The 26,925-nt window shown below is 69.8% G+C and carries 21 protein-coding genes and 1 pseudogene; 18 read left to right on the plus strand and 4 right to left on the minus strand.

All coding sequences use genetic code 11. The features are described from left to right. Nucleotides 1–146: 146 nt before the first annotated feature. Nucleotides 147–1,493, minus strand: coding sequence for a shikimate transporter (shiA, locus tag FGD71_RS22860; protein WP_119102376.1), 1,347 nt, complete (start codon nucleotides 1,491–1,493; stop codon nucleotides 147–149). A gap of 491 nt (nucleotides 1,494–1,984) precedes the next feature. Continuing rightward, complete coding sequence (locus tag FGD71_RS22865) at nucleotides 1,985–2,794, minus strand: IclR family transcriptional regulator (protein ID WP_119102377.1); 810 nt, start codon at nucleotides 2,792–2,794, stop codon at nucleotides 1,985–1,987. A gap of 375 nt (nucleotides 2,795–3,169) precedes the next feature. Here FGD71_RS22865 and shiA (FGD71_RS22870) point away from each other — a divergent pair, with 375 nt between their 5' ends. The 3 genes and pseudogenes from shiA (FGD71_RS22870) to FGD71_RS22885 form a co-directional block, all read left to right on the plus strand. Continuing rightward, complete coding sequence (gene shiA / locus FGD71_RS22870; protein ID WP_119102460.1) at nucleotides 3,170–4,525, plus strand: shikimate transporter; 1,356 nt, start codon at nucleotides 3,170–3,172, stop codon at nucleotides 4,523–4,525. Between the two features lie 352 nt (nucleotides 4,526–4,877). Further along, nucleotides 4,878–5,879, plus strand: coding sequence for a zinc-dependent alcohol dehydrogenase (locus FGD71_RS22880; RefSeq protein ID WP_119102378.1), 1,002 nt, complete (start codon nucleotides 4,878–4,880; stop codon nucleotides 5,877–5,879). Beyond that, nucleotides 5,872–6,669 (plus strand): annotated as a pseudogene (locus tag FGD71_RS22885) (sugar phosphate isomerase/epimerase family protein); the annotation flags it as partial. The gene FGD71_RS22880 and the pseudogene FGD71_RS22885, both read left to right, overlap by 8 nt. A 78-nt stretch (nucleotides 6,670–6,747) precedes the next feature. Here the strand turns inward: FGD71_RS22885 and FGD71_RS22890 are convergent. Next, on the minus strand, nucleotides 6,748–7,557 hold the full coding sequence (locus FGD71_RS22890) for an NAD-dependent epimerase/dehydratase family protein (RefSeq protein WP_119102380.1): 810 nt from the start codon (nucleotides 7,555–7,557) through the stop codon (nucleotides 6,748–6,750). A 280-nt stretch (nucleotides 7,558–7,837) separates the two neighbouring features. Here FGD71_RS22890 and FGD71_RS22895 point away from each other — a divergent pair, with 280 nt between their 5' ends. From FGD71_RS22895 to FGD71_RS22910, 3 genes are all read left to right on the plus strand, one after another. Next, nucleotides 7,838–8,779, plus strand: coding sequence for a 5-dehydro-4-deoxyglucarate dehydratase (locus FGD71_RS22895; RefSeq protein WP_119102381.1), 942 nt, complete (start codon nucleotides 7,838–7,840; stop codon nucleotides 8,777–8,779). A 17-nt stretch (nucleotides 8,780–8,796) separates the two neighbouring features. After that, entirely contained in the window at nucleotides 8,797–9,963 is a 1,167-nt protein-coding gene (locus FGD71_RS22900; protein ID WP_119102382.1) for a hypothetical protein, read from the plus strand. 257 nt (nucleotides 9,964–10,220) lie between these two features. Next, complete coding sequence (locus tag FGD71_RS22910; protein ID WP_119102383.1) at nucleotides 10,221–11,051, plus strand: tetratricopeptide repeat protein; 831 nt, start codon at nucleotides 10,221–10,223, stop codon at nucleotides 11,049–11,051. A gap of 64 nt (nucleotides 11,052–11,115) precedes the next feature. On the opposite strand, the gene FGD71_RS22915 is transcribed toward FGD71_RS22910, so the two are convergent. Next, nucleotides 11,116–12,084 (minus strand): NAD(P)-dependent alcohol dehydrogenase, encoded by a 969-nt coding sequence (locus FGD71_RS22915; protein ID WP_119102384.1) that lies wholly within the window; start codon nucleotides 12,082–12,084, stop codon nucleotides 11,116–11,118. A 171-nt stretch (nucleotides 12,085–12,255) separates the two neighbouring features. On the opposite strand from FGD71_RS22915, the gene FGD71_RS22920 reads away from it, so the two are divergent. The 12 genes from FGD71_RS22920 to FGD71_RS22975 all read left to right on the plus strand — a co-directional run bounded on the left by FGD71_RS22920 (nucleotide 12,256) and on the right by FGD71_RS22975 (nucleotide 26,797). Then, nucleotides 12,256–12,849 (plus strand): TIGR03086 family metal-binding protein, encoded by a 594-nt coding sequence (locus tag FGD71_RS22920; protein WP_119102385.1) that lies wholly within the window; start codon nucleotides 12,256–12,258, stop codon nucleotides 12,847–12,849. Between the two features lie 244 nt (nucleotides 12,850–13,093). Beyond that, nucleotides 13,094–13,750 carry a GntR family transcriptional regulator gene (locus tag FGD71_RS22925; protein ID WP_119102386.1) on the plus strand — a complete coding sequence of 219 codons (657 nt, stop codon included), beginning with the start codon at nucleotides 13,094–13,096 and terminating at the stop codon, nucleotides 13,748–13,750. Next, complete coding sequence (locus tag FGD71_RS22930) at nucleotides 13,747–14,658, plus strand: dihydrodipicolinate synthase family protein (RefSeq protein ID WP_119102387.1); 912 nt, start codon at nucleotides 13,747–13,749, stop codon at nucleotides 14,656–14,658. Before FGD71_RS22925 ends, FGD71_RS22930 begins: the two co-directional genes overlap by 4 nt. Before the next feature lie 65 nt (nucleotides 14,659–14,723). Next, nucleotides 14,724–16,427 (plus strand): L-arabinonate dehydratase, encoded by a 1,704-nt coding sequence (gene araD, locus FGD71_RS22935; RefSeq protein WP_119102388.1) that lies wholly within the window; start codon nucleotides 14,724–14,726, stop codon nucleotides 16,425–16,427. Between the two features lie 137 nt (nucleotides 16,428–16,564). Continuing rightward, a complete protein-coding gene (locus FGD71_RS22940; protein ID WP_119102389.1) occupies nucleotides 16,565–17,500 on the plus strand; it encodes a carbohydrate ABC transporter permease in 936 nt (311 codons plus the stop codon). Then, complete coding sequence (locus tag FGD71_RS22945; RefSeq protein WP_119102390.1) at nucleotides 17,497–18,396, plus strand: carbohydrate ABC transporter permease; 900 nt, start codon at nucleotides 17,497–17,499, stop codon at nucleotides 18,394–18,396. Before FGD71_RS22940 ends, FGD71_RS22945 begins: the two co-directional genes overlap by 4 nt. A gap of 14 nt (nucleotides 18,397–18,410) precedes the next feature. Next, nucleotides 18,411–19,769: a pectate lyase family protein gene (locus tag FGD71_RS22950; protein ID WP_119102391.1), complete on the plus strand. Its 1,359-nt coding sequence runs from the start codon at nucleotides 18,411–18,413 to the stop codon at nucleotides 19,767–19,769. Further along, complete coding sequence (locus tag FGD71_RS22955) at nucleotides 19,766–20,917, plus strand: Gfo/Idh/MocA family protein (RefSeq protein WP_119102392.1); 1,152 nt, start codon at nucleotides 19,766–19,768, stop codon at nucleotides 20,915–20,917. The genes FGD71_RS22950 and FGD71_RS22955 overlap by 4 nt, the downstream gene beginning before the upstream one ends. Beyond that, nucleotides 20,914–21,753 (plus strand): DUF6807 domain-containing protein, encoded by an 840-nt coding sequence (locus tag FGD71_RS22960; protein WP_240436718.1) that lies wholly within the window; start codon nucleotides 20,914–20,916, stop codon nucleotides 21,751–21,753. Before FGD71_RS22955 ends, FGD71_RS22960 begins: the two co-directional genes overlap by 4 nt. After that, nucleotides 21,750–23,309, plus strand: coding sequence for a glycoside hydrolase family 43 protein (locus tag FGD71_RS22965; RefSeq protein ID WP_119102393.1), 1,560 nt, complete (start codon nucleotides 21,750–21,752; stop codon nucleotides 23,307–23,309). Before FGD71_RS22960 ends, FGD71_RS22965 begins: the two co-directional genes overlap by 4 nt. A 53-nt stretch (nucleotides 23,310–23,362) precedes the next feature. After that, nucleotides 23,363–25,369, plus strand: coding sequence for a pectinesterase family protein (locus FGD71_RS22970; RefSeq protein WP_119102394.1), 2,007 nt, complete (start codon nucleotides 23,363–23,365; stop codon nucleotides 25,367–25,369). 78 nt (nucleotides 25,370–25,447) lie between these two features. Then, the gene (locus tag FGD71_RS22975) at nucleotides 25,448–26,797 is read left to right on the plus strand and encodes an ABC transporter substrate-binding protein (protein ID WP_119102395.1); all 1,350 of its coding nucleotides are present in this window, start codon (nucleotides 25,448–25,450) and stop codon (nucleotides 26,795–26,797) included. Nucleotides 26,798–26,925 lie beyond the last annotated feature (128 nt).

Consider the following 26,925-nt stretch of genomic DNA (forward strand, 5'->3'; position numbering starts at 1 on the left):
GGGCGGGCCCGTTCGGTGCCCGCCCGCCCCGCAGTGGTCTCTGGTGCGGTGTTCTCAGCCACGCTGAGCAGGTTGGGGGCCTCGCACAGATATGGGGCCTGCATCGGCCGGTCGGCGCGGGTGAAGAGGGTGTGGCGGACCTCAGCTCATGTGGCCGTTCGGGCCGGCGGTGTCGAGGAAACAGAGGAAACAGGGGTACGGGGATCGCTTGGATGGCCTGAGTGCAGGTTGAGGGCGACCGTGAAGGAGATGCCGCAGCCGATCAGGAGGTACATGGCGACCAAGGCCCAGCCGCCGCCTGCCCACAGAACGAGAGCGCTGGCGATGAGGGGGGTGAAGCCGCCGCCGATGACGCTGGCGAGTTGGTAGCCGACGCCGGCGCCGCTGTAGCGGAACTCTGGACCGAACATGTCGCTGAACAGGGACTGCTGGACCGCCACGGCCATGTCGTGGGCGCCGTTGACCAGCAGGATCGCCGTCACGGCGATCAGGATCATCGAGCCGGACTGCAGGGCCACGAAGAAGGGAAGGGCACCGAGGACACCGATGCCCGCGCCCCAGAGGTAGACGGAGCGGCGGGTGTAGCGGTCCGCGAGGTAGGCGTAGACCGGGATCGTGACGATGGCCAGCGCGCCGACCATGAGGTTGATGTCCAGCAGGGCGTCGCGGTTCAGGCCGTACTGCTCGGCGGCATGGCTCAGCCCGAAGGCGGTCACGCAGTAGAAGGTGAGAAGTTCGACGAAGCGCAGGCCGATGATGGTGAGGAAGCCGGAGGGGTGCGCCTTGATGGCGGCGAGCAGCGGCAGCCGTCGGCGCTGCGGGTGGGGACGGGCGGCGGTGTGTTCGACGAAGGCGGGGGATTCCGCGACCGTGGCCCGCACGATCATGCCGATGATGACGATGGCGGCGCTGGCGAGGAAGGGAACGCGCCATCCCCAGTCGCGGAATTCCTCTTCTGGCAGGCGGTCGTAGAGGAACTTGACGGCGGCGGTGGCCAGCAGCAGTCCGACCGAGGCGCCGATCTGGACTCCGCTGCTGTAGAGGGAGCGCCACTTACGCGGGGCGTTCTCCACGGCCATCAGGGCGGCGCCGCCCCATTCGCCGCCGACGGCGAAGCCCTGGGCGGCGCGCAGGATGACGAGGAGGACCGGGGCCCAGATGCCGACTTCGGCATAGGTGGGGAGCACGCCTATCAGGGTGGAGGCAACGCCCATGATCAGCATGGTGACGATCAGCATCTTCTTGCGGCCCAACCGGTCGCCGAAGTGGCCGAAGACGATGCCGCCCAAAGGTCGGAAGAGGAAGCCGACACCGAACGTGGACCAGGCCGCCAGGGTGGCGACGGCGGGACTGACGTCGGGAAAGAACAGCTCGCTGAAGAGCAGGCCGGCGACGATTCCATAGAGGAAGAAGTCGTACCAGTCGGCGACCGCCCCGATGAAACTGGCGACGGCCGCCCCCATGCCTGGTCCGGATCTGGATGCGCGTCTCATGGCAACTTCCCTGGCTCAAGGGGGAACTGACGGAAGGTGATGGCCGCCCGGGGGTGAGGAGGGCATGCACAGGCGCGGCGAGGGGAGGGGTGGGGCCGCTGCTGTCGGGCTCGGATCCATCGGCTGCGATGAGGCGCAGTACGCGAAGTGGACGTTTTATGGTCCGCCAGGTGGTTCTGTTGATCCGGAGCGTGAAATTACGCTGTCCTCAAGGTCCCCGCAAGAGGTCGAGAGCAAATGAACCGGGCGTGACTTCTTCGCCCGTTCACGGGCGTCCTCGGGTCGGACGCCCGCACTGCCGTCAGGCCCGGCCCGCGCCCGACCGGTGGGACCGCCCTGATGGAGCCTGTCGGAAGCAGGGCCAGGTCCGAGGTTCCGGGCCCGCGCGAGCAGGTGAGATGACCGGTGAGCGGTGCAGGGGCTCCCCGTGCCTCAAGCTCCGGGGCTCCTCAGATCGCGCGGAGCCGTCGGGGGCAGGGGCAGGGTGCCGCTCAGTCCCTCGCGTTGTGGTGACCGTAGCTCAGCGGATGACCGAAGCCCTGATCAGAGATGAGCCGGGCCGCTTCCGTGAGGTCGGTGGCGAAACGCTCGATGGCCGCGTAGGGGAATCGGTGGTCGGGGCCGCTGACCGAGAGGGAGGCGACGACGGTGCCCGAGGGGCTGGTGAGGGGGACGGCGACGGCGGTGAGTCCTTCGTCCCATTCACTGTTGCTCACCGCGTAGCCCCGGCGCCCCGCCTCCTGCGCGGATGTCCGCAATTGCGCGGAGTGTTCCTCGCCGTGGGGTGAGGCCTGGGCGATGCGGCGCAGCTGTGCGTCGGAGGCGTCGTGCAGAAGGATCTTCGAGGACGCGCCGGCCCACAGCGGCTGTTCGTCGCCGACGTCGACCACGTGGCGCAGGGGGTGCGGGCTCTCCTCGTGCGCGACGCAGACACGGTGGAGATCGCGGGCGACGAAGATGTTGACCGTCTCCCCCAGCCGGTCGGCGAGGTCCCTCATGACCTTGCGGGTCTCACGGGGGATCTCCCACTGGCTGCGTGCGAGGTAGGCCCAGCGCCACAGACCGGGTCCGGCGATGTAGCCGCCCTCGTCCGACCACAGCAGGCCGCTCTCCTCCAGCGTCTGCACCAGGCGCAGCACGGTCGTCTTCGGCAACCCGGTGGCGTCGGTGATCTCCCGCAGTGTGATCAGCGGCCGTTCCTCGCTGAGCAGGCCGAGGATGTCCAGGGCGCGCCGTACGCTCCTGACGCTCGTGCCGTGCGGTTCGCGTTCCGCGCCGGCCTGTGCCGCCCCGCTGTCCACGCTGACACCCTCCCGTACCGATCACTCCGCGGAGTTCTGCCTGCCTGCCGCTGGTCTCACGTGACGTGGGCCGTTCCGCGGACCACTGGGACCTCATCGACAGAAATTCTGCCGTAACTCTTGTCGACTCGGAACACCGGTCGTATGTTTCCGCTACTCGGTCCATTTGATCCGTTGAGTGGATCGTCAGTTGAAGGTCACCGCCCGTACCGCCGCGGCGTGACCCACCACCGCCGACGGCCGGCTCCACACCCCGGAGCGCTGTCGCCCAGGTGCTCGGTCCCCCCACAGTCATTCGTGTCCCGGCCGTGAACCCCGCCCGTACGCGGGTCCGGCCGAATCGCCGCATCCAATGGAGTGTGTGAGTTGAACAGCATGAAGAGCCCGGCAGCAGCCGACGGCCCCAGAAGCCCCGGCGTGGCGAGGAGGGCGGCGATCGCGAGCTTCATGGGAGCCGTGGTCGACTGGTACGACTTCTTCCTCTACGGGATCATCGCCGGGCTTCTCTTCAACGAGATCTTCTTCCCCAACGTCAGCCCGGCCGTGGGTACGCTGGCCGCCTGGGCCACCTTCGGTGTCGGCTTCCTGTTCCGGCCGCTCGGCGGCATCGTCTTCGGGCACTTCGGCGACCGGCTGGGCCGCAAGAAGATGCTGGTCCTCACCATGCTGATCATGGGTCTGGCCAGCACGCTGATCGGTGTGCTGCCCACCCACGCTCAGGCCGGCATCTGGGCCCCGCTGCTCCTGGTGGTGCTGCGCGCCGCTCAGGGCTTCGCGGTCGGCGGCGAGTGGGGCGGCGCGGCGCTCATGGCGGTGGAGAACGCGCCGCCCAAGTGGCGCTCCCTCTACAGCAGTGGCGTACAGGTCGGCGCGTCGGTTGGTCTGCTGCTCGCCACCCTGATCACCAAGTTCATGTCGGGAACCGTCTCCGACGCGGCGTTCCGCTCCTGGGGCTGGCGCATTCCGTTCCTGGTCAGCGCGTTCATCGTGATCATCGGCCTGGTGGTCCGGGCAAAGGTCGAAGAGTCCGAGGTCTTCACCGAAAGGGTCGCCACGCTGGAGGACGACGAGAAGCCGCGCATGCCGCTGATCGCTGCGGTCAAGTCCAACCCCAAGGGCTTCTTCGCCATCATCGGCCTGCGCCTGGTGGAGCTGTTCACCTTCTACGGCGTCACCAACTTCGGCCTCAGCTATGGCACCACCGAATTCGGGTTGGACCGCGACAGCCTGCTCAACGTCAACCTCGCCGTCGGCGCACTGGCCGTTCTCACCATCCCCGCCTTCGCCTACCTCGCCGACCGCTACAGTCGGCGCTCGGTCTATCTGTGGGGCTCCGTGCTGGGCGTGGCCGGCTCCATCCCCTTCTTCTGGGCCTTGGAATCCGGCTCGATGGTCCTGATCATCGTCTGTGCGGTCCTCCTGGTGAACGGCGCCCACGACATGGCCGTCGCCGTCCAGCAGTCACTGTTCACCGAGATGTTCGGCCCCGAGTACCGCTACAGCGGCGCCGGTGTGGGCTACCAGCTCGCCAGTGTCGTCGGCGGTGGCTTCACCCCCTTCGTCCTGAGCTCGCTGGTGCTGTGGGCGGACGGCGGCTGGTACCTCGTCGCCGGTTACTTCGTGCTCGGCTGCGCGATCTCCTTTGTTGTGGCCCTGCGTATGCGCGGCGACCGGGCCGACGCCTCGTCCACCGTCGGACAGTCATCGCCGCGAGCCGATGCGACCCTCTGATCCAGAGCCCTCTGATCCACAGCCGCCTGATCCGCAGCCGCCTGATTCAGAGCCGTCTGATTCGGGGCCGCTGCCCCCGCTCCCTGTTCCGGGAGCCTGATTTCACGAACTCGCCGTCCCGCCGATCTTTCATCTTCTGACCGTGCAGCGGACCGCCCCCAGGCCGTCGTGCGCGCCCTTTGGACGCGCACGACGGCTTTCCTGTGGCCGAACTGCCATGGCTCGAAAGGCCTCAGTCCTCTTGTTCGGGGACGCCCTTCGGCCGTATTNCTTGTTCGGGGACGCCCTTCGGCCGTATTCTGACCGTACAGCGGATCACAAGATCCGCGTAGTGGACCACTGGAGGTGTTGGGTGAAATCAGCTGTGCTGATAACCCCGGGCCGGATCGACACGGTCGAGGACTGGCCGGAGCCTGCCTGCGGCCCTCATGACGTCATCGTGGAGATGGACGGTGTCGGCCTGTGCGGCACCGACATCGCCGTGTTCCAGGGCAAGCGCCTCTCACCCGCGACTCCATGGGTCCCGGGCCACGAGGGCTTCGGCCGCATCGCCGCCGTGGGCAGCTCGGTACGGGGCCGGTCGGTCGGCCAGACCGTGGTCATCGAGCCCAACTACCCCTGCCTCAAGTGCACTGACTGCCTCACCGGACTGACCTCGGCCTGTCCCCACCGGGTCATCGTCGGTCTGAACGCACCCGGCGTCCTAGCCGAACGTGTCGCTGTTCCCGCGCACTTCGCCCACTCCGTGCCCGACGGCCTGAGCGGCGCCGACCTCGCGAGCGCCGAGCCGTACACCGTCGCCCGGTCCGCAGTACGGCGCAGCGGCGTGACGGCCGCGGACCGCTGCCTGATCATCGGGGCCGGAGCGCAGGGACTGCTGGTCTGCCTCACCCTGACCCGCCTCGGCGTCCGGCCTGTCGTCACCGAACCTCACCCGCTCCGGCTCGCGCAGGCCCAACAGCTGGGCGCGGTGGCCGACGACGGCCGCACGGGGTTCACGTATGTCTTCGAGACCTCGGGCCATGTACCGGCCCTGCGCCCGGCGGTGGACCGCGCGGCACCGGGCGCCACCGTGGTGCTGATCGGCCTCAGTCCGGCGCAGCTGCCACTCACCCTTGACGACGTGGTCCGGCGGCAGTTGGTGCTGCGAGGATCGATGATCTACGACCACCCCGGTGACTTCACCGAGGCGCTCGCCGAACTGGGCCAGGCACGGCCAGGAGCCGTGGTCCAGTCGCGGTACTCACTGGAAGAGGCCCAGCAGGCCTTCGCCGGCGCCGCCGAACGGGCGGGAAAGACCTGGATCAGTATCGGGAGCCGGGACCGGCAGGCGGACACGATCCGACATGCGTAAATCCATCGCCACGGTCTGCCTCGGCGGCTCGCTGCCCGAGAAGCTCTCCGCCGCCGCGCAGGCCGGCTTCCACGGTGTGGAGATCTTCGAGGACGATTTGCTCGCCGGCCAACTCCGCCCCGAGGAGATCCGTGACCGTGCGGCCGACCTCGGACTCGCCATCGACCTCTACCAGCCCTTCCGCGACTTCGAGGCCGTACCGGACGAGCAGCTTGCGCGCAATCTGCGGCGCGCGGAGCGGAAGTTCGATCTGATGCGGCGGCTCGGCACCGATCTGCTGCTGGTGTGCTCGAGCGTCTCCCCGGACGCCGTGGACGACGACGCGCTGGCCGCAGAACAACTGCGGTCGCTCGCCGAGCGGGCCTCGGAGTGCGGCATCCGCATCGCGTACGAGGCGCTTGCGTGGGGGCGGCACGTCAACACGTACGACCATGCCTGGCGCATCGTCGAGCAGGCCGACCATCCGGCGCTCGGCACCTGCCTGGACAGTTTCCACATCCTCTCCCGCGGCTCCGACCCGCGTGGCATCGAGGAGATCCCTGGCGAGAAAATCCTCTTCCTGCAGCTGGCCGACGCACCCGTGATGGCCATGGACGTGCTGCAGTGGAGCCGCCATCACCGCTGCTTCCCCGGTCAGGGCGGCTTCGACCTGTCCACCCTGGTATGCCATGTGCTCAACGCCGGCTACGAGGGGCCCTTGTCCCTAGAGGTCTTCAACGACGTGTTCCGCCAGGCGGACCCGGTCGGTACGGCGGTTGCCGGGCTGGGTTCCCTGATCGCTCTCGAGGAGGGCGCTCATGCGACAGCGGCGTCGCGCGCCCGGCCATGCCGATAGGCGCGTTGGGGGTACTCGAAGTGTCAGCAGCGGTCAGTGCGGCCAGATCGGCGGCTTGGTCACGAAGTGGCCGCCCAGGCAGGCGTGGTCCGGGTTCTCCGGGTCCAGCTCGCCCTGCTCGGCGACGAGCTTCTCGGCGTACGGTTCCGAGTCGTCCTGCGGTTCGTAACCGAGCGCCCGGGCGGTCGAGAGGTCCCACCACACGCGGGTGTTGGCGGACGAGCCGTAGACGACGGTGTGCTGGACGTCCTCGGCGGTCAGGGCCGCGTGGAAGAGGCGGGCGCCGTCGCCGGGACTCATCCAGACCGACAGCATGCGCACGCTGGTGGGCTCCGGGAAGCAGGAGCCGATCCGGACGGAGACGGTCTCCATGCCGTGCTTGTCCCAGTAGAACTGCGCCAGGTCCTCGCCGAACGACTTCGACAGGCCGTAGAAGGTGTCGGGGCGGCGCGGGGTGTCGATCGGGATCAGGGGGTCGTCGCCCCGCGGGCGCGGTGTGAAGCCGACCGCGTGGTTGGAGGAGGCGAAGACGATGCGCTCGACGCCCTCTTCGCGCGCGGCTTCATACAGGTTGTACGTGCCCTCGATGTTCGCCTTGAGGATCTTGTCGAAGGAGGATTCCAGGGAGATGCCCGCGAGGTGGATGATCGCGTCGACGCCCCGTACGGCCTCGCGCAGGGCCTCCCTGTCGCCGAGGTCCGCGATGATCGCGTCCGGCTCCCCGTCGATCGGGCGCAGGTCGATCAGGCGCAACTCGTAGCCGTAGGCGGGCAGGAGTCCCCGCATCAGGGTGCCGAGGCCGCCGGCGGCGCCGGTGAGCAGAACGGTGCGGGGAGCGGGCATCCTCGGGTCTCCTTGAATCGGCAGCCGTGTTCGTGTACGGCATTCACATCCATGGATATTCACATCCGTGGACACGCTAAGGATCGCCGACGGACTGCGTCAAGTGTCGTGCGAGGGCTCGCCCGAAGGTGGGAAATCCTCTGTTTTCTTGCCTCTGTATTGCGAGTTCGTCCGCTTGACCGGCCCTGAGGGGGCGCCTTAGCGTGGTTTCGTTCAGAAATATGGACATGGATCAGGGACGTGCACGATTGGCGTGTACGTGCATGCCTAGGGAGAGCCCGTGACGTCAGCCCCCCTTGCCGCCCGCCTCAGTATCCCGAGCGGGCCGCTGTTCTTCCCCGTCACCGCGTACGGACCGGACGGAGCCGTCGACCTCGACGCGTACCGCGCGCACCTCCGGCGGGGTGTCGAGGCAGGGGCCGCCGCCGTCTTCGCGTGCTGCGGGACCGGGGAGTTCCACGCGCTCACGCCCGAGGAGTTCCAGGCGTGCGTACGTGCGGCCGTCGAGGTGACGGCGGGGCGCGTACCGGTGATCGCGGGCGCCGGGTACGGGACCGCGCTCGCCGTGCGGTACGCGAAACTCGCCGAGGAGGCCGGGGCGGACGGGCTGCTCGCCATGCCGCCGTATCTCGTTGTCGCCGGGCAGGAAGGGCTGCTGCGCCACTACACGGAGCTGGCCGGTGCCACCTCGCTCGACCTCATCGTCTACCAGCGCGACAACGCCGTGTTCACCCCCGAGACCGTCGTCTCGCTCGCCCGTGCCGAGGGGATCATCGGGTTCAAGGACGGGCTCGGGGACCTCGACCTGATGCAGCGCATCGTGAGCGCGGTGCGCTCCGAAGTCCCGGGAGACTTCCTCTACTTCAACGGGCTTCCCACCGCCGAACTCACCGGGCTCGCCTATCGCGGCATCGGCATCACGCTGTACTCGTCCGCCGTCTTCTGCTTCGCGCCGGAGCTCGCGCTCGCCTTCCACAAGGCGCTGAACTCCGGTGACGACGCCACCGTGAACCGGCTGCTCGACGGCTTCTACCGGCCGTTCGTCGAACTGCGCGCCCAGGGCCGCGGGTACGCTGTCTCACTCGTCAAGGCGGGGGTGCGGCTGCGGGGGCTGGATGTGGGTGAGGTGCGGCCGCCGCTGCACGAGCCGAGCGACGACCACGTCAAGCAGCTCGCCCGGCTGATCGAGCGGGGCGAGGCACTTCTCCAGGAGGACATGTGAGCCGGTCGGCAGGGCCTGTGAAGGCGTCCACCTTCGTCTATCCGTGGGACGTCAACGGCGACCCCGGGGCCCCCGCGCGCATCGCCGGGCTCGGCGTGCGGCAGGCGACGCTCGCCTCCGCGTACCACTCCACGCGCGCGCTGACTCCCCGGCACCCGCGGCACCGGATCGTCACCGCCCGGCACGCGGCCGTGTACTACCCGGCCGGCCCGCGCTGGGACGGGCGTCGGCTGCGGCCGTACGCCGCCGGGGACTGGGCTCCCGAGGACGCGTACGGTGCGGCCGCCTCGGCCCTCGCCGAAGCCGGGCTCGACGTACACACCTGGGTGGTGCTCGCGCACAACTCCCGTATGGGCGAGGAGTTTCCGGACACCTCCGTGGTCAACGCCTACGGTGACCGGTATCCGTGGGCTCCCTGCATCGCGCAGCCCGACACGCGCGCGTACCTCGTGGATCTCGCCGTCGAGGCGGCGGTGCGGCCCGGAGCCGGGGGTACGGAACTGGAGTCCCTCGGGTGGTACGGGCTCGTGCATCTCCACGCCCACGACAAGACGGCGGGCGTGGCGCTCGGCGACGCCGGGCAGTACCTGATGTCGCTCTGTTTCTGCCCGCCCTGCCGGGACGGCTGTACGGAACTGGGGCTGGACCCCGACGAGTTGGCGGCCGCGGTCCGGCGTGCCCTGGAGCCCGTGTGGCGGGGCGAGACGCCCGCCGAGGGCTGGGAAGCGGTGGAGAAGCTCCTGGGCGCCGAACTCGCGACGGCCACGCGCGCGTGGCGGGACTCCGTGGCGCGTTCACTCCAGTCGGAGGCGGTCACGGCCGTGCGCGCGGCCGCGCCCGAGGGCTTCCAGATCCTGCTGCACGCGGACCCGGCCTCGTATCACTCCGGCGCCAACGCGGGGGTGGATCCCGAGCACATCCTGTCCGTCGCCGACGGAGTGGTCGTGCCGTGCGCCGGAGGGCCGGGGCTGCTGACTCCCTTCGCCGAACGGGGAGTCGAGGGGAGTGTGCTGGCGGCCAACTTCCCCGTGGTGAGCGGGATGGGCGGCAGCCCCGGCACGCTCGCACAGGACGTGGCGCGGGCGGTCGACCTCGGGGCGACCGAAGTGCGGCTGTATCACGCGGGGTTGGCGTCCGACGAGGACCTGTCGTTCGTGACACGGACGCTCGCAGCGGGGCGTTGATTCGCGTACGCGCAGCGGTGTGTGAAGGACGCCGGCCAGGACGGTGAGCGGCATGCTGCCACCAGAGGTGGCCGAGCACGGACTGGACGACGTGATCGCGTCCACCTTGGGCGGGTGTGAGCCGGAGTAGAGCCACAGGGGGAGTGGGCCGGCCCTGACCCCGTATACCTGGGGCTCGTCGGCTCTGCTGCGGGGGGCCCGTCGGCCAACCCTCGCCCGTTCCTCGAACGGGCGTGCGCAGTCCGTATGCTCCGGGCATGAAAATCTTTCGGCCGCGTGGCCGAAACGACGCCGGGCAGATGGCGAGGTCCCCGTTGGCCCAGGCCACGGCCCTGTACCAGGCCGGGCGCTATGCCGAGGCGGAGGCCGAGGCCCGCGCCGTGGCCGCGGCCCGGTCGCGGCCGCGCGACGACATATACGCACCGCTGGCGCTGAGCATCGCCGCGCTCGCGACGGGCGCCCAGGGCCGCCCCGCCGAATCCCTCGCCACATACGACGCACTGCTGCCGGTCTTCCGCAGGATCTTCGGCGCCGAACACCCGCAGACCCTGAAACTGGGCTCGGACCGCGCCCAGACGCTGATCGCGCTCGCCCGGCACGCCGAATGCGAGGCGGAGTGCGCGGCCGTCGTCCGGGCCGCGACCCGCGGCGCAGGGCCGGAGATGCCGCTCATAGGGGCGGCCGCCCGCAACGGACTGATCTACGCACTCAACGCGCAGGGCCGCCATGAGGAGGCCGAGGCGCTCGCCCGCGAGGCTCTCGCCGCCCGTCGCGAACCGGACCGGTTCGCCCTGGTCCTGAGGCTCGGCCTGGCCCGCAGCCTCAGCGGCCGGGCCCGCCACGAGGAGGCTCTCGCCGAGGCGGAGCGCGCCGACGAGCTGCGCCGCAACCTTTCCGAGGAGCAGTGCCGCCCGGAGACCGGCGCCGTCGAGCTGGCCGTGGCCACCGCCCTCCTGGGGCTGGGCCGCGGTGCCGAGGCCCGCACCCGGACCGTGGCCGCCCACGACGCCTGCCTGGCCGCCTTCGGCCCGGACCACTACCGCACCGCCGAAGCCCGGGCGCTGCTCGACCGTATCGACGGCGCTTGACCGGGCACGCCTCGGGCCCGCGAACACGGCCTGGCTCCCCGTGGCCTCAGCCCGCGTGGCGTCGTCAGATGGTGACGACGAGCTTGCCCCGGGGGTGGTCGTTCTCCAGGTGGCGGATGGCCGCGGGGGCCTCGGCGAGGGGGTACGTGCGGTCGATGGGCGGTGTGATGCTGCCCTTCTCGGCGAGGTCCTTGAGGGTCAGGAGGTCCTCGCGGCGGGAGACGGAGATGAGGTTGCGGAGGTTCTGGGCGATGAAGGGGGAGAGCAGGACGGCCCGGAGACCGCGGCTCATACCTCCGAAGAAGCCGGTGCCGCCCTCGCCGCCGACGATGACGAGCGTTCCGCGCGGGGTGAGGGCGCGGCGGAGGAGGGGCAGCGGGCGGAGGCCCGCGTTGTCGACGATGACGTCGTAGCGGTGGGGGCCGTCGGTGATCTCCTCGCGGGTGTAGTCGATGACGTGGGTGGCGCCCTGGGAGCGGACGAAGTCCGCGCCGGTGGGGCCGCAGACGCCGGTGACCTCGGCGCCGTACATCGTGGCGAGCTGGACGGCGTACGCTCCCACGCCGCCGGAGGCGCCGATGACGAGGACACTCTGGCCGGGCCGCGGCCGGGCCTTGCCGCTCAAGGCCTGGAGGGCGGTCATCCCGGAGACGGGGAGGGCGGCGGCCTGTTCGAAGCTGAGGCCCGCGGGCTTGAGCGCGAGCCTCGCGGCCTTGGCGCACGCGTACTCGGCGAACGAGCCGTCGCAGTTGCCGAAGACCTCGTCACCCGGCTTGAAGTCGGTCACCTTCGCGCCGACCGCCTCGACGCGTCCGGCGCCGTCCCAGCCGCGGACGGGGTTCTTGGGCTTACGGAGTCCCAGGGCGACGCGGGCCACATAGGGGCGGCCCGTCATGAGGTGCCACACCTCGGGGCCGACACCGGCCGCGCGCACCTCGACGAGCACCTCGTCGTCCCCGGGCACGGGGCGGTCGATGTCGCGCAGTTCCAGGAGGTCGGTGGATCCGTAGGCATCCTGAACGATCGCCTTCATGGCGTGGCTCCCCTTCGCGGTCCCCGACACCGAGCGTCGCGGTTACCCAGAGCATCCCTGGCGGTCCGAACTCCTGACCAGCCTCCTGAGCATGATCTTGGGACCGGGAGCGATGAGTTTCCGTACGCCGGACGGTCTACCCCATGAAGACCCTGATCAGAGGAGCCGACCATGGACGGTACGACACCCACGACCCTCGACCTGGGGCCGCAGGCCCTGATCGTGGCGCGCCTCGCGGAGGGGGTGGGTGAGGACCAGCTGGAGGCCCCGACGCCGTGCCCAGAGTACGCCGTGCACAACATGCTGGGGCATCTCGTCGGACTCGCCACCGCCTTCCGGGATGCCGGGCGAAAGGACCTGGGGGCCACGACGGACACCAGCCCGACCGCCGCCGTGCCGGACGTCGGGCCCGGCTGGCGCGAGACCCTCCCACGGGTGCTCGACGAGCTCGCCGAGGCATGGCGGGATCCGGCGGCCTGGAGCGGTCAGACCCGGGCCGGCGGAGTGGCTCTGCCGGGCGCCGTCGCCGGTGCCGTCGCGGTCGATGAGCTCGTCATCCACGGGTGGGACCTCGCCCGGGCCACCGGTCAGGAGTACGAGCCCGATGCGGCAGCCCTGCGGGCGTCGTACGAGTTTCTGCTCGCCGCGGCCGAGGAGCCGTCCCGCGGGGACATCTTCGGGCCCGTCGTGCCCGTGGCGGATGACGCGCCGCTCCTTGACCGTACGGTCGGGCTCAGCGGCCGCGATCCCGGCTGGAAGCCCTAGTTCGCCAAGTTGCAGAGTGAAGGTCCAGCCGGACTCGCCCCGGGAAGCCGGCCTGTGCCTCTGCGAGGCCGACGTCGACCGGCATCGCGAAGGCGAACAGGTGCGCCTGACCCCCGGGGCGACTTCTTTTGCCAGAAGCGTTGACGAATCATGAGCGCGCTCTTACCTTCATCGCGTCGTACTTCGTACGTCATATATGAGACGCGATACGCGAGATCCGATACGTGAGATCCGAGAGGCGCGCATGACCTCTGTGCCCACCCCGATCCCGTCCCGCACGCAATACGTGCTGGAGGGGATCAAGAACCGCATCCTCACCGGGCAGTTGACGCCCGGTCAGGCCCTGGTCGAGACGGAGCTGGCCGCACAGTTCGGGGTGTCCAAGACCCCGGTGCGCGAGGCCCTCAAGACCCTGGCCGGCACGGGGCTCGTCGTGATGAACCAGTACAAGGGCGTCACGGTGCGCATGGTGGACGCGGACATGGCGCGCGAGGTGTACGACGTGCGGCTGCTCCTGGAGCCGGAGGCCCTGCGCCGCTCCGTGCGGCGCGGAGCCTCCCTCGACACGGCACGCGACGCGCTCGAACGCGCGGACTCCGCCACCGACACCGCGCAACGCTCCCTGGCCAACCGGGAGTTCCATCGCGCCCTGTACGTCCCCTGCGGCAACCCACTGCTCGGCCGGATGCTCGACGAAGTACGGGACCAGGCCGCTCTGGTCTCCGCGGTCGCCTGGGCCGCCAACCCTTCCTGGGAGCGCGAGGCCGCCGAACACCGGGAGATCCTGCGGCTCGCCCTCGACGGCGACTCGGACGGCGCGGCACGCGCCCTGCACTCGCACATCGCGTCGTTCGTCCAACGGGCCTTCCCCGAGGCCCAGGGAGAGGGTGACCAGGAATGAGCAGCGCGACGTTCGAGACGCAACGAGCGGCGCTGGCCGATGTGGTGGCGATCCCGGTGACGCCGTTCGCCGAGGACGGCGGCGTCGAACAGGACACCTACCGCGCCCTGCTGGGCCGCCTGCTGGAGGGCGGCGTACGCATCCTCACGCCGAACGGCAACACCGGCGAGTTCTACGCCCTGAACCCCGAAGAGCGTCGCCTGGTGACGGAACTGACCATCGACGAGGTGGGCGACCGGGCCGCCGTCCTGGTCGGTGTCGGGCACGACGTGCCGACCGCCGTCGCCGCCGCGCGGCACGCCCACGAGCGCGGGGCGCAGATGGTGATGGTCCATCAGCCCGTGCACCCGTACGTCTCGCAGGGCGGCTGGGTCGACTATCACCGGGCCATCGCCGAGGCCGTGCCCGAGCTGGGCGTCGTCCCCTACATCCGCAATCCGCAGCTGGCCGGCACCCGGCTCGCCGAACTGGCCGACGACTGCCCGAACGTCATCGGCGTGAAGTACGCCGTGCCGGACGCGGCGCGCTTCGCCGCCTTCGCGCGCGACGCGGGGCTTGAGCGCTTCGTCTGGGTGGCCGGTCTCGCCGAGCCGTACGCGCCCTCGTACTTCTCGGCGGGCGCCACCGGTTTCACCTCGGGGCTCGTGAACGTCGCCCCGTCCGTTTCGCTGAACATGATCGAAGCGCTTCGATCCGGTGACTACGCGGCCGCCATGAAGGTGTGGGAGCAGATCCGCCGGTTCGAGGAGCTGCGCGCCGCGCACGGCTCCGCCAACAACGTGACCGTGGTCAAGGAGGCCCTGGCCTCGCTGGGCCTGTGCCGCCGCGAGGTCCGTCCGCCCAGCAGCGTGCTGCCCGAGGCCGAGCGCGCCGAGGTCGCCGCCATCGCCGCGGGGTGGTCCATGTGACCGAGAGAAGCGACCTACCCGGTACAGGCGAAAGTCCCGACGAAACCGCGGGCGGCGCAAGGGAGTTGCGCAGCCATCAGTGGTACGGCACCGAGGGACTGCGGTCCTTCAGCCACCGGGCCCGCACCCGTCAGCTCGGCTATCTCCCCGAGGAGCACCTGGGCAAGCCGGTCATCGCGATCCTCAACACGTGGAGTGACATCAACCCCTGTCACGTCCACCTGCGGGACCGTGCCCAGGCGGTCAAGCGCGGAGTCTGGCAGGCCGGAGGCTTCCCGCTGGAATTCCCGGTCTCCACCCTGTCCGAGACCTTCCAGAAGCCGACCCCGATGCTCTACCGCAACATGCTCGCGATGGAGACCGAGGAGCTGCTGCGGTCCTACCCGGTCGACGGGGCCGTCCTCATGGGCGGCTGCGACAAGTCCACGCCCGCGTTACTGATGGGCGCCGCCAGTGTCGATCTGCCGGCCGTCTTCGTGCCGGCCGGGCCCATGCTGCCGGGCCACTGGCGGAACGCCGTCCTGGGCTCCGGCACCGACATGTGGAAGTACTGGGACGACAAGCGCGCCGGGCTCATCGGCGACTGCGAGATGGCAGAGCTGGAGAGCGGCCTCGCCCGGTCGCCGGGCCACTGCATGACCATGGGGACGGCGTCGACGCTGACCGCGGCCGCCGAGGCCCTCGGCGTCACCGTGCCGGGCGCCTCGAGCATCCCGGCCGTCGACTCCGGGCACGACCGGATGGCCGCCGCCTCCGGCCTCAGGATCGTCGAACTCGTCCGCAAGGACCGGAAGTTGTCCGCCCTCCTCACCCAGGAGGCCTTCGAGGACGCCGTGCTGACGGTCCTCGGGCTGGGCGGCTCCACGAACGCCGTGATCCATCTGATCGCCATGGCCGGCCGCGCCGGGATCCGGCTCACGCTCGACGACTTCGACCGCGTCGCGCGCACGGTGCCGGTGCTCGCCAACGTCCGGCCCGGCGGACAGACCTACCTGATGGAGGACTTCCACTTCGCGGGCGGTCTCCCCGGGTTCCTGTCCCGGCTCACCGACCTCCTCCACCTGGACCGGCCGACGGTGTCGCACGACACGATGCGCGAGCAACTCGACGGCGCGCTCGTCCACAACGACGACGTCATCCGCACCCGTCAGAACCCGGTCGCGAGCGAGGGCGGAGTCGCCGTGCTGCGCGGCAACATTTGCCCCGACGGCGCCGTCATCAAGCACATCGCCGCCGAACCGCACCTGCTCAAGCACACCGGGACCGCGGTCGTCTTCGACGACTACAAGACCATGCAGCGGACCATCAACGACCCGTCGCTCGGCATCACCGCCGACAGTGTGCTGGTGCTGCGGAACTCGGGCCCCAAGGGCGGGCCGGGCATGCCCGAGTACGGCATGCTGCCCATCCCCGACCACCTGCTGAAGCAGGGCGTACGGGACATGGTGCGGATCTCCGACGCCCGGATGAGCGGCACGAGTTACGGCGCCTGCGTGCTGCACGTGGCACCCGAGTCGTACGTCGGCGGGCCGCTCGCCCTGGTGCGCACCGGAGACACCATCACCCTCGACGTCGAGGCACGGGCCCTCCAGCTCAACGTGGACGACGAGGAGCTTCAGCGGCGCAGGGCGGCGTGGACGCCGCCGCCCGAGCGGTACGAGCGCGGCTACGGAGCGCTCTACAGCGAACAGATCACGCAGGCCGACACCGGCTGTGACTTCGCCTTCCTGGCCAAACCGGGCAAGGTGCCGGACCCGTACGCGGGCTGAGGGGCGAGCGGCCCGCCGGGCCGCATGTCCGACATCCCGAACAACGGACGCGAAGCGCTTCGACGAACCGCGCACAGAGAGCACAGCACCAAGAGCGCACAGCACCACCCGCACACCCCCAAGAACGGAGAACAGTCATGGCCCAAGCCGCAGCCGTGGCGAAAAAGCCCGCGCCACCCCGGCGGCGCCGTGGCTCAGCTACGCCGCGCAGGCTCCCGTATCTGCTGATCGCCCCGGCGGGACTGCTGATGCTGGGCTTCATCGCCTACCCGGTGCTAAGCGTCTTCTACTACAGCCTGCAGAACTACAACCCCACCAAGCCATGGCGAAACGGCTACGCGGGCTTCGAGAACTTCGTGCACGCCTTCACCGAGGACCCGCAGTTCTGGGACACGCTGGTCTTCAGCGCCAAGTGGGTCGTCGTCGAGGTCGGTCTGCAGCTGCTGTTCGGTCTGGCGCTCGCGCTGATCGTCAACCAGACCTTCGTGGGCCGGTCGCTGGGCCGCGCCCTGGTGTTCTCGCCGTGGGCCGTCTCCGGAGTGCTCACCTCCGCGATCTGGGTGCTGCTCTACAACTCCCAGACAGGCATCACCCGTTACCTCGCCGACATGGGGATCGGGGAGTACGGCACCTCATGGCTGTCGGACACCTCGACCGTCTTCCCGGCGGCGGTGGTCGCCGACCTCTGGCGCGGCGTCCCCTTCTTCGCGATCCTCATCCTCGCCGACCTCCAGTCCGTCTCGAAGGACCTGTACGAGGCCGCCGAGGTCGACGGCGCCAGCCGCATCCGGCAGTTCCTCCACATCACCCTGCCGCACCTCAAGGACGCCATCATCCTGTCCACGCTGCTGCGCGCGGTGTGGGAGTTCAACAACGTCGACCTGCTCTACACCCTCACCGGCGGCGGACCCGCGGGCGAGACGACGACACTCCCGCTCTACATCGCCAACACCAGCGTCGACGCCCACAACTTCGGCTACGCATCGGCCCTGACCACGGTCGCGTTCGTGATTCTGCTCTTCTTCTCGATGATCTATCTGCGGCTGAGCAAGTTCGGAGGTGACGACAAGTGAGCACCAAAACGGCCACGCCACCGGCGCCCGCTGTCCAGCACGAGGCCCCCGCGCCGCAGCGCCCCACCAAGAAGGCTCACCGCGCCTGGGACGAGGTCCCGCGCTGGCAGATCTACTTCCCCCTCGGGGCCTACCTGCTCTTCACCCTCATCCCCTTCTACTGGATCCTCCTCTTCGCCCTGCGCAAGCCCGGCTCGACCTCCCTCGTGCCCTGGCCCATGACCTTCGAGCACTTCGAGAAGGTGTGGACCCAGCGCAGCTTCGGGACCTACTTCGAGAACAGCGTCTACGTCGGCATCGCCACCCTGGTGATGACCACCGTCGTCGCGCTCGCCGGCGGCTACGCGCTCGCCCGCTTCAACTTCAGGATCAAGCGCGCCTTCATGCTGGCCCTGCTCTGCTCCCAGTTCGTGCCCGGCGCGCTGCTCCTGGTCCCGCTCTTCCAGATCTTCGCCGAACTCCAGATGATCAACTCGCTCGGCAGCGTCATCATCGCCGAGACGGTCTTCCAGCTGCCGCTGTCGATGATCCTGATCAGCGGCTTCATCCGGAACGTCCCGTACTCCCTCGAAGAGGCCGCCTGGGTCGACGGCTGCACCCGCTTCACCGCCTTCCGGGTCGTCGTCCTGCCCCTGCTGCGGCCCGGCCTGATCGCCGTCGGCTCCTTCGCCTTCGTGCACTCCTGGAACCACTTCCTGTTCGCCCTGATGTTCCTCAGCAACCAGGAGAAGCAGACGATCCCGGTCGGCCTCAACAGCCTGATGAGCGCCGACAGCGTCGACCTGGGCGCGCTCGCGGCGGGAGGCATCATCGCGGCCCTGCCCGTCGTGATCGTCTTCGCCTTCATCCAGAAGTGGCTCATCACGGGCTTCAGCGCCGGCGCGGTGAAGGGCTGAGAGGGATGAGAGGGATGAGAGACACAGTGAAGAACACACTCGGACAGCTGCGTACCGTCCTGCCGCGTACGGACACCGGGCGCCGACTGCTCCAAGTCACTCTCACCTGCGGGCTGTTGGCGGCCCTGGGCGCACCGGCGAACGCGGAGGCCCGCGACATCAGCCGCGACACCCTGGCGCCGGACGACGGCTGGGCGGCCGCCGACGGTGGTACCACGGGGGGTTCCACCGCCGACGGCGCCCACGTCTTCACCGTACGCAACCGGGCCGAGCTGGTCCGCGCGCTCGACGGCGGCAGCGCGACCCCGAAGATCATCAAGGTCGCGGGAACGATCGACGCCAACACCGACGACGAAGGCGCGCGGCTGGACTGCGACGACTACGCCAAGGACGGGTACAGCCTGAAGAAGTACCTGGCCGCGTACGACCCGCGGACCGGGGGCTCCGCCAAGCCCTCGGGCCCGCAGGAGGCGGCCCGCCAGGCCTCGGCCGCCGCCCAGGCCGCCCGGGTCGAGCTGGCCGTCGGCTCCAACACCACCATCGTCGGGCTCGGTTCGAACGCCGTCCTCAAGGGCGCCAGCCTCCAGGTCGGCAACGCGGACAACGTCATCGTCCGCAACCTCGAACTCCGCGACGCCTACGACTGCTTCCCCGCCTGGCAGCCCAACACCGGCGGCCTCGGCGACTGGAAGACCGCCTACGACACCCTCTGGCTGCGCGGTGCCACGCATGTGTGGATCGACCACGTCACGGCCTCGGACAAGGGCCACCCGGACGAGGACGAGCCCACCTACTTCGGCCGCAACTACCTGCGTCACGACGGCCTGCTGGACATCACAGGCGGCTCCGACCTGGTGACCGTCTCCTGGAGCCGGTTCGCCGACCACGACAAGGCCATGCTCATCGGCAACGGGGACACGGCCACCGGCGACCGCGGCAAACTCCGCGTCACCCTGCACCACAACGAGTTCGAGTCCGTCGTACAGCGCGCCCCGCGCGTCCGCTTCGGACAGGTGCACGTCTACAACAACCGGTACGTCGTCCCCGAGGACGCCCACGACTACCGCTACTCGCTCGGCATCTCCACGGAGTCAGCCGTCCACGCCGAGAACAACGCCTTCACCACGCCCGGCCACATCGAGGTCGCCGACCTCGTGAAGAGCTGGAACGGCACGGCCCTGCACCAGAGCGGGACGCTCTTCAACGGCTTCCCCGTCGACCTGCTTGCCATCTACAACGCCTACAACTCCGGCAGCGAACGCGACCTGACCGCCGACGTCGGCTGGACGCCGGCGCTGCACGGCGAGATCGACAGCGCCCGGCAGGCCGACCGCGACGTGGAGCGCGGCGCGGGAGCGGGGAGGATCCGATGACAACACCTGTGCCTGTGCCGATCGTCCTCGCGGGCGCCCGCGGCCACGGTCGCTGGCACCTGCAGAACATCCGCCGCCTCCAGGACAAGGGCCTTGTGCACCTCGCGGGGATCTGCGAGCTGACGCCGCTCACCGAGGAGGAGCTCGGCGGGCAACGCCTGGAGCAGTCCGCCGACTTCGGGAGCCTGCTCGACTCCACCGGTGCCGCGATCGCCGTGATCTGCACGCCGATCCCCACGCACACGGACCTGGCGCTGACCGCCGCCGCCAAGGGCGTGCACCTGCTGCTGGAGAAGCCGCCCGCGCCCTCGTACGCCGATTTCCGCCGCATGGCCGACGGGGTCGCGGACGCCGGGATCGCATGCCAGATCGGGTTCCAGTCGCTCGGCTCGCACGCCCTGCCCGCGATCCGGGACCTCGTCGCGCAGGGCGCGATCGGCGAGGTAACGGGCATCGGGGCGGGCGGAGCCTGGGCGCGCGCCGAGGAGTACTACCGCCGCGCCCCCTGGGCGGGACGGCGCACCCTGAACGGCGCCGACGTCGTCGACGGCGCGCTGACCAACCCCCTCGCGCACGCCGTCGCCACCGCCCTGGCGCTCGACGGCGCCACCCGCGCCGAGGACGTCAGCGTCATCGAGACCGAGCTGCTGCGCGCCAACGACATCGAGTCCGACGACACCTCGTGCGTCCGCGTCACCACCGCGGCCGGCGGCCGGGTCACCGTCGCCGCGACCCTGTGCGCAGAACGGCCCGACGAGCCGTACGTCCTCGTGCACGGCACCAGCGGCCGGATCACCTTCTGGTACAAGCAGGACCGCGTCCTCGTCCAGCGGTCGGGCCACGGACCCGTGGAGACCGACCACGGCAGGACCGGCCTGCTGGAGAACCTCGTCGAGCACCTCGAAGGACGCGCCGAACTGCTGGTCACCCCCGACTCGACGGGCGCTTTCATGCGGGTCGTCGAGGCGATCCGGCAGGCCCCGGACCCGGTCGCCCTGCCCGAGGACGACTGGTACCTCATGGCCGACGAGAACCGCAGGGTCGTCCGCGGCATCGACGCACTCGTCACGTCCGCCGCCGAGACCCTCTCCCTCTACTCCGAGCTGGGCGCCTCCTGGGCGCTACCGAAAGAGGTGAGCACCTGGTGAACGACTCCCTGGTCCTGCGTATCGCGGGCCGCCCGGTCGGCCGTTACATCACCCGGCCCGAGCTCCCGCCCCGCCTCTCGCCACGCCCGTATCTGCACCCCGTCACCACCCTGGCCGGTACGTCGGTCACCGAGCTGAGCCCGGCCGACCACACACACCACCTCGGCGTCGGTGTCGCCGTTCCCGACGTCGAGGGGCACAACTTCTGGGGCGGGCGCACCTTCGTCCGCGACCAGGGCCCCACCGAGCTCGACAACCACGGAGCCCAGCGGCACTCCGCCTTCCAGCTGTGCGACCCCGACGGCTTCGTGGAGGAGCTGCGCTGGGTGGCCGCGGGCGGCGAGCTGCTGCGCGAGCGGCGTACGGTCGCGGCCAGCGAACTCACCGACTGCGCCTGGGCGTTGGACTTCACCTTCTCGCTCACCAACACGACGTCCGGCCCTCTGTCGATCGGCAGCCCGGCGACGAACGGACGCCCCGGCGCGGCCTACGGGGGCTTCTTCTGGCGCGCCCGCAAGGAGGCCGTGGCGCCCGCCGTGTTCACCCTCGACACCGAGGGCGAGGAGGCGGCGCACGGCGTGTGCGCCGACTGGGTGGCACTCGCCGGCGCCACCTGGACCCTCGTGTTCGCCGGCGCCACCGAACAGACCCGGCAGGACCCGTGGTTCGTGCGCACCGCCGAGTATCCGGGCGTCGGCTCGTCCCTCGCCCACGAGCAGCGGCTGGAGATCGCGGCCGGGGACACGGTCGTACGCCGGATCATCACGGTCGTCGCCGACGGCCGCCTCGAGAGGGACGAGGCGTCGGCGCTCGTCCGCAAGGCGGTGAGCACATGAGCACGGTGACCGAGGGGGCCGCCGCCTTCAGCTCCGACCTCGGGGACGGGACCTACCGCAACCCGGTCCTCGACGCCGACTGGTCCGACCCCGACCTCATCCGCGTCGGCGACGACTTCTACCTCACCGCCTCCAGCTTCGGCCGCGCCCCGGGCCTGCCGCTGCTGCACTCCCGCGACCTGGTCAACTGGACGCTGGTCGGGCATGCGCTGCCCCTCCTGGAACCCGCGAAGGAGTTCAGGACGCCCCGTCACGACTGCGGAGTGTGGGCGCCGTCCCTGCGTCATCACGACGACCGGTTCTGGATCTTCTGGGGCGACCCCGACCACGGCATCTACCAGGTCAACGCCCCGGAGATCCGCGGCCCCTGGACCCGCCCGCACCTGGTCAAGGAGGGCAAGGGACTCATCGACCCGTGCCCGCTGTGGGACGACGAGACCGGCGAGGCGTACCTCGTGCACGCCTGGGCCAAGTCCCGCTCCGGCGTCAAGAACCGGCTCACCGGGCATTGCATGCGCCCCGACGCCACCGGTCTGCTCGACGAGGGCAAGGTGATCGTCGACGGCGACCGCATCCCCGGCTGGTTCACGCTCGAAGGGCCGAAGCTGTACCGGCACGACGGCTGGTTCTGGATCTTCGCCCCCGCCGGGAGCGTGGAGACGGGCTGGCAGGGCGTCTTCCGCTCACGCGGGTTCTTCGGGCCGTACGAGGAGCGGGTCGCGCTGGAGCAGGGCCACACCGACGTCAACGGCCCCCACCAGGGCGGCTGGGTCCGCACCCCGTCCGGCGAGGACTGGTTCGTCCACTTCCAGGAGCGGGGCGCCTACGGGCGGGTCGTCCACCTCCAGCCGATGCGCTGGGGGGCGGACGGCTGGCCCGTGCTGGGCGACGAGGGCGTCCCCGTCGACGTACACCAGAAGCCGGACCTGCCGCGTCAGCCGCTGTCCGCGCCCGCCACCGACGACGACTTCCCCGGCGGGCGGTTCGGGCGGCAGTGGCAGTGGACCGCCAACCCGCAGGACGGCTGGGCCACCCAGCATGCCGCCGACGGGCTGCGGCTGACCTGCGTACGGACGGCAGACGCGCACGATCTGCGCAAGCTGCCGAACGTGCTCACACAACGGCTGCCCGGAACGCCCGCCACCGTCGAGGTCGACCTCACCCTTTCCGGAGAGGAGCCCGGCGCGCGGGGCGGACTCGCCGTCCTCGGCGACGCGTTCAGCTGGATCGGGCTCCAGCGGGGCGCCGACGGCACGGTGCATCTCGTGCACCGGTTCGCCGAATCCGTCGCCGAGCGGGAGCGGGATGCCGCCCACCCGCGCGAAGCGCCGGACGGCCGGGCCCGGCTGCGGATCGAGATCGGCGCCGGGGCACGCTGCCGCTTCCATGCCGATGTCGGCGACGGCTTTCAGCCCTCAGGCCCGGTCTTCGCCGCCACGCCCTGGCGCTGGGTCGGCGCCCTGCTCGGCCTGTTCGCACTCGCGCCGAACGGCGGGGGACACGCCGGCGCGGCCACGTTCACGCAGTTCCGCATCACCGCACGACCGACTTCCTGAAGCGCGACCGACTTCCTGAACCCAGTACACCCGTAAGCCTGTTGGGAGCCGCAATGACGCACCTCCGTAGCAAGCGCTTGCCAGGATCCGGGCCGAGACCGGGCCGGACCCTGGTCGCGGTCGTCGCCCTGGCGGCCTCGCTGGTGCTGGGAGCCCTCACCCCCGCCGAAGCGGCCGAGCCCGAAGGCGCCCCGGCCGCCTCGGGATCGCACGGAAAATGGAGCGCCGAGCCGCACGGCTTCGCCTCCCTCGACGGCGGTACGACCGGTGGCGCCGGCGGCAAGGTGGTGACCGTCACCGACCGGGCGGCCCTGCTCAAGTACGCGGCCGCCGAGGAGCCGTACGTCATCCGGGTCGCCGGATCGATCGACGTCGAGCCGTTCGGGTCCGACATCACGGTCACCTCGAACAAGACGATCATCGGCGTCGGCGACACCGGCGAGATCGTCCACGGGGAGCTGCACCTGAACCCCGGCACCAGCAACGTGATCATCCGCAATCTGACGATCCGGGACTCGTACGTCGAGGGCGACTGGGACGGCAAGACCACGGACTTCGACGCCATCCAGATGGATTCCGTCGACCACGTCTGGATCGACCACAACCGGTTCACGCACATGGGCGACGGGCTGCTCGACGTCCGCAAGGACAGCCAGTACATCACCGTCTCCTACAACCAGTTCACCCAGCACAACAAGGCGTTCGGGATCGGCTGGACGGCCGACGTCAAGACGCAGATCACCATCGACCACAACTGGTTCAGCGGCACCAAGCAGCGCAATCCGTCCGCCGACAACTGCGCCTACGCGCACCTCTACAACAACTACCTGTCGGCGCAGGTTGCGGACGGCGACCCGGTGTGGACGTACGGGAACTGGTCGCGCGGCAAGACCAAGATGGTCATCGAGAACAGCTACTACAAGGACGTCCAGCACCCCTACCAGGCCGACGCCACCGCGGAGTTGGTGGAGCGCGGGTCGATCCTGAGGAACACGACCGGACGCCACGACGAGTGGGGCGCCGCCTTCGATCCCCGGGAGTTCTACGACTACCGGCTGGACCCGGCCGCCGCCGTGCCCGCCCTGGTCACCCGTTTCTCCGGGCCCCAGCGGAACCTCGGCACGGACACCGTGCTGAACGTGCCCGCCGACTACCCGACCGTCCAGGCCGCCGTGGACGCCGTGCCCGACGGCAACGACGGCACCGTCACGATCCGCATCGCGCCCGGCACGTACCGCGCCAAGGTCTTCATCCCCGCGACCAAGCCGAACCTGGTGCTGCGGGGAACGGGACGGGACCGCTCGGACACCGTCATCGTCCACGACACGCCCGCCGCGTACGGCGGCTCCACCGGGAGCGCCACGGTGCGGATCGCCGCGAACGACGTCACGGCGCGCAACCTCACCTTCAGCAACGACTTCGACGAGGCAGCGCACGAGCTGAACGGCGAGCAGGCCCTCGCCATGAAGACGACCGGCGACCGGATCGTCTTCGAGGACACGGCCTTCCTGGGCAACCAGGACACCCTCATGACCGACAGCCCCAAGCTGGATGTGATCAGCCGGGTCTACCTCCGCGACTCCTACATCGAAGGCGACGTCGACTTCATCTACGGGCGCGCGACCACCGTCATCGAGCACTCCGTCATCAAGGCCCTCAGCCGCGGTTCGACGACCAACAACGGCTACATCACGGCCGCTTCGACCTGGAAGGACAATCCGTACGGCTTCCTGATCACGAAGTCGAAGGTCGTCAGCGACGCCCCCGCCGCAACCTTCCATCTCGGCCGGCCCTGGCACCCGGGCGGCGAGCCGAACGCCATCGCCCAAGTCCTCTTCCGTGACACCGAGTTGCCCGCCGCGATCAAGTCCTCGCCGTGGACCGACATGAGCGGCTTCTCGTGGAAGGACGCCCGCTTCACCGAGTACCGCACCTACGGGCCCGGAGCCGCCGTCACCGCCGACCGGCCGCAGCTGCCGGCCGCGGACGCGGCCACCCGCACGGTCGCCGACTACCTGGCGGGCCAGGACGGTTGGGCGCCGCACACCGACCGCCGCTGAGTCCGCTCGGCGGCCGAAGAACCCCCCAGCAAACCGCACAGAAACCCTCGCTGGATCCATCAAGAAGAGAGCCGTTCAATGAAGATCAGCATTCGCAGAAGCAGGCGCGCCGCCATGGCCGTCGCCCTGGGATCCGTCCTCGCGCTGACCGCCACCGCCTGTGGGGACGACGGCAGCGGGGCGGGCGGTGACAAGGGCTCCGAGGGCAGCGGCAAGGGCGAGATCGTCTTCTGGGACAACAACGGCGGTGTCCGCACCGACATCTGGAAGAAGATCATCGCCGACTTCGAGGAGGCGAACCCGGACATCCAGGTCAAGTACGTCCCGATCGCGGCCACCGAGTACCAGTCCAAGGTCGACAACTCCATCCAGGCGGGCGGCCTGCCGGACGTCGGCGGCGTCGGCGCGGCGATGCTCGCCGGGATCGCCGCCCAGAACGCGCTGGAGCCGCTGGACGACCGCCTCGCCAAGTCCTCCCTCAGCAGCAAGCTCAACAAGGACATGGTCGCGTCGTTGAAGGCCGCGGGCGGCGGCGACGAGACGCTGTACTCGATCCCGACCTCCGCGAACAACGGCGTGCTCTACTACCGCACCGACCTGTTCAAGAAGGCCGGCCTGGACGAGCCGACCACCTGGGACAAGTTCTACAAGGCCGCGGAAAAGCTCACCAACAAGGGCAAGAACGAGTTCGGCTACACCATCCGCGGCGGCGCCGGCTCCATCGCCCAGGCGCTGGACGCGATGTACGGGCAGTCCGGCATCACGTCGTTCTGGGACTCCAGCGGTGAGAAGACCACGGTCAACGACCCGAAGAACGTGAAGGCCCTGGAGAAGTACGTGGGCCTCTACAAGAAGGTCACCCCGGCCGCCGACCTCAACAACGACTTCACCAAGATGGTCGCCCAGTGGGACTCCGGCACCATCGGCATGCTCAACCACAACCTGGGCTCCTACCAGGACCACGTGAAGGCGCTCGGCGTCGACAAGTTCCGGGGCATCCCGCAGCCCGCCGGGGCCGACGGCAAGCGGGTCCAGGTCTCCAACCCGGTCGACGGGCTCGGCGTGTTCAAGAGCTCCAAGAACAAGGACGCCGCCTGGAAGTTCATCGAGTTCGCCGTCTCGCAGGCGGAGAACTCCAAGTTCAACGAGTCGGCGGGCCAGGTCCCGGCGAACACCGAGGCCGCCAAGGACGCATGGGTCTCCAAGGCCGAGCCGACCAAGCTGGCCGCCGCGGCGCTGAGCGACGGCTCCACCACGATCGTCCAACTGCCGTACTACCTGCCCGACTGGAACACCATCTCGAAGACCGACAACGAGCCGGCCTTCCAGAAGGTCATGAACGGGTCGACGAGCGCCAAGGACTTCCTGGACACGCTGGCCGACCAGCTGAACAAGGCCCAGGCGGAGTGGAACGAGCAGAAGGGCTGATGCCGGTCCACTGACCCCGACTCGCGCCTCCTGACCGAGGGCCGGCGGCGGATCACCTGGTGCCCGCCCGCCGGCCCTCCAGCCCTCCACGCCCGAAAGCAAAGGTAATTGCCCTCTCATCATCTGAT

This window comes from Streptomyces sporangiiformans, from assembly GCF_005768555.2.
Lineage (GTDB): Bacteria > Actinomycetota > Actinomycetes > Streptomycetales > Streptomycetaceae > Streptomyces > Streptomyces sporangiiformans.